Genomic DNA, 3680 nt, shown 5'->3' on the forward strand with positions numbered 1-3680 from the left:
AAATGACCAGAGGTGAAGGCACATTTGACCCAATTTCAGTTTAGTTCAAGATGACACAGAGGTTGAAAAATAAGGACTTACGAAATTCAAAATTAACCACTGGTCATTTGAACTAAACTTTAAGTAGGAAGAATCGTATTTAAAACAAAAAAGAGGAATCAAATTGCTGATTCCTCTTTTTTAGATTTAAAATATCTCAATCCCTTCCCGAATATTTTTCACATCTATCCCAAACGCAAACAAGGCAGCCACAACTCCTAACAGAATTTCGAAATTTTTTTCTAATTTCATTTTAAGATCATCCGCAAGATCATTTAAATGCAGCAATTCTATCCTGTCACTGCCATTCAAGATTACAATTTTTTTTTCATCGAGAACAACAGAGATTCCTCCATTTTCAGAATGAATTCGAGCACTTTCATTTTGATAAGATTTTGAGATCAGGATCAGGTTGGAATAAAGACGCTTCCGCATCTCTTCGATCATTTCATAATCTGCGTTCAGAATGGTGAAACCATCATCATAAACCTGCTCTGCAACAACTGATTTGGCATAAGCAACATCCTCCAGATAGAGGAGATCATCTTCGACCTTTTCTTCTTCGAGATTCAAAACAATTCCGAAATCTGCAAATTCATAACCGAGACCATAATTGAGAATACCTTTCCGCGAAGTTTCCAGAACTGCCGCATCGATGGTCGGGTCCTTCAAAACAAGAGAAACTGATTTGGGATGAGTCATATCACCTTTCATCAAACAATTATCTCCGATGAAAAGACCATCTGACGAAATTATCCCAACCGTGTATCCTGAATTCTGTAAAATGTTGGAAATCAGATCAACAGCGAGAGTTTTACCTTTTGTTCCGGTTATAGAAAAGATGGGAATGCGTGTTTTCTTCTTTTCCGGGAAAAGCATATTCACCAGATTTTCAGCAACATTTCGAGGTTCGCCGATCGTCGGTTTCAGATGCATCCTGAAATCAGGAGCAGCGTTTACACCAATCACAAATCCGTTGTTTTTCAAAATAGATTCTTTCAAATTGGGAGCAATGATATCGATTCCGGCAACATTCAATCCAATAACTTTCGCAGCTCGTTCTGCCAGAAATATATTCATTGGATGCACCGAATCTGTTACATCTTCCGATAAACCGCCAAATTTCATATTTCCGGAAATTTTCAGAGTAAGAATTTCATCTTTGGGGAGGATGGTTTTCAAAGAATATTTTTTATCGAAAAGAATTTTGTTTGTTATCTCATCGATCTCGACTTTTGTCAAATCCGCTTTATCACCGACTCCCCGCTTCAAATTAAGATTTTCAATTAACTGCTTGATCGTCAGTTTTCCATCTCCTATGATTTCAGGTGGAATCAGTTTAGATGTTGCTACAAATTTATCATCGATGATCAGCAGCCTGTAGATATCTCCTTCGATATTTTGCTGGCAAATGAAATCCTCGTTGTATTGTTTTGCCCAATTATACGCATTCGTAATTTCATCAGCGTTTGCTAAATTTATACAAATCGTTTTAGGAGTATTACTTTTCACAGGTTTGATCACGATCGGCTTTTGAAGATTTTGTTGGAAGGTCAGTATATCTTTGAGACTCTTTGTCCGGACAACTTCAGGGACAGGAATCCCAGCATTTTTCAGCATTAGTGAGGTTAGAACTATGTTATCAACTGTTTCCACTGCAATAAAATTCGTATCGGATGTAATAGTGGCGCGAATTCTTTTATGATATTTCCCGGTTCCCAATTGCACAAGATTGTAATCATCGAGTCTCAAATAGGGAATATTCCGTTTTTTTGCTTCCTCAACAATTGCCTGTGTGCTTGGTCCCAGAAGTCTTTTCTCTCGTATATCGATCAAATTAGAAACAGCTTGTTCCACATCGAAAGGTAGATCGAGTAAAATGGAGTTGATCAAATTTACCGCAACTTTAGCAGCATAAACTCCGGCAACTTCATCCAGGAAGCGGAAAACAACATTGTAAATTCCCTGCTTTCTCGTCATCCGGGTTTTACCGTAAGCAACATCCATTCCTGCAAGAGTCTGCAATTCGATCGCAGCATGCTCTGTTATATGTCCGAGAAGCGTTCCTTCTTTTACGCGTTTGAAGAATCCGCCTTTTTCTCCTATCGAGCAGTGATGTTCTATCAAACTGGGAATATGCTTTTTCAGTTTTTCATAAAAACCGGGGATTTCGTTTGAGAAGACTTCATCATATTCACCGAGATCAAGTTTGATCACGATCACTTTTCCTGCACTGAAGTAGTTTGCACCGTGCATTACTTTGAGATCGAGGACTTTGAGCGGACCTTCTATTAGTTGATAGTTTTGATTTTTTTTCATTTTTTTTAGACCTTACCGATGGTTATAAATTTCCATAATGGTCATTAATACATCAACCGTTGCGAAGGTTCTAAATTCCTTCGGAACTTTTCAACCATTCGCAAGGTTTCTATCCAAACAATCCTGTTTTTACAACTTTAGAGTTTTTCACGAAAAACTCTCCATTGGCGATCAGAAATGAGATTTTGTAATCCTCATCCAGAAGAACAATGTCAGCATCCTTTCCAACTTGCAGTCTGCCTTTATTCTTCAGTTTCAGAACATCCGCAGGATTGGTTGTTACAGGTTTAAGAGCTTGTTCCAAAGGCATTCCTTCTTCTTTCACCGCATCGATCGTTTCCCAGAAAATAGAAGCAGGAAGACCTGAAACAAGTTTCACCAGATTTCCCTGCTCATCAAAGTCTGGAAGTGAACCGCAGCCGTCTGAAGTCATTGTTATGTGTTCGAGCGGAACTCCGGCTTTCATCAATTCCACGATCGCTTTGGCAGGTTTGGTTTCATATTTGGGAAAATAGGGATAAGAACTGGCGGTAATATCGACATAACCTTGTTTTCCGTATTCCTTTGCATCTTCAAAAATATAATCATTCCGATTGCAGTGCGTAGGCTGGAATTGTTTGAAATTCAGTTCACTTTTTTCGACTGCATCATAAATTGGCTGGAACGGATTTTTCGCATCTCCCATATGCAGATTCACGATTCCGGCTTTTCCACCCAGCATTCCGCCAACTCTCGTATGTTCTGCTAACCTGATCAATTCCTCAGTAGTTGGAAAGGATGTTCGGTGATCAGAAATTGCGACTTCTCCAACTCCGATCACTTCCTCGATCATGGCAATATCTTTGCCCACATCTCCGAGTATCGTTGGAGTTGGAACTTGATATGCTCCTGTATAGATCCAGCAGGAAACTCCTTCTGCTCGCAGAGATTTTGCTTTCATTAAAACGCTTTCTACCGATCGCGTCATTCCGTCTGTTCCGAGACAACCGATCACAGTTGTGATGCCGCCTTCCAGCAGTTGTGTCAGTTTCAGTTCCGGAGTTCTGGTGGCAGGTCCGCCTTCTCCGCCAGCTCCCGCGATATGAACATGTCCGTCGATCAAGCCGGGAATTGCTTTTAAACCATCTGCATCGATTATTTCTACAACTATGTTTTCAGGTTTTGGAATTTTTTCTTCAATCGCGATAATTTTTCCTGCCGCAAGCAGGATGTCTTTTTTCCCTGATTTTTCAGGTGCGTATAATTCGCAGTTTTTTATGAGGATCATTTTGTTTTTCTCCTTATACTCTTTGAATATATACCTTGAACGCTCTACCATTCAT

2 protein-coding genes are annotated in these 3680 nt (G+C 39.6%); both read right to left on the bottom strand.

What is annotated here, in order from left to right:
* Positions 1-186 precede the first annotated feature (186 nt).
* On the bottom strand, positions 187-2358 hold the full coding sequence (locus tag ENL20_02465; GenBank protein HHE37418.1) for a cyanophycin synthetase: 2172 nt from the start codon (positions 2356-2358) through the stop codon (positions 187-189).
* A 109-nt stretch (positions 2359-2467) separates the two neighbouring features.
* Positions 2468-3625, bottom strand: coding sequence for a beta-aspartyl-peptidase (locus tag ENL20_02470; protein HHE37419.1), 1158 nt, complete (start codon positions 3623-3625; stop codon positions 2468-2470).
* Positions 3626-3680 lie beyond the last annotated feature (55 nt).

It is taken from the genome of Candidatus Cloacimonadota bacterium (genome assembly GCA_011372345.1).
Taxonomy (GTDB): domain Bacteria; phylum Cloacimonadota; class Cloacimonadia; order Cloacimonadales; family TCS61; genus DRTC01.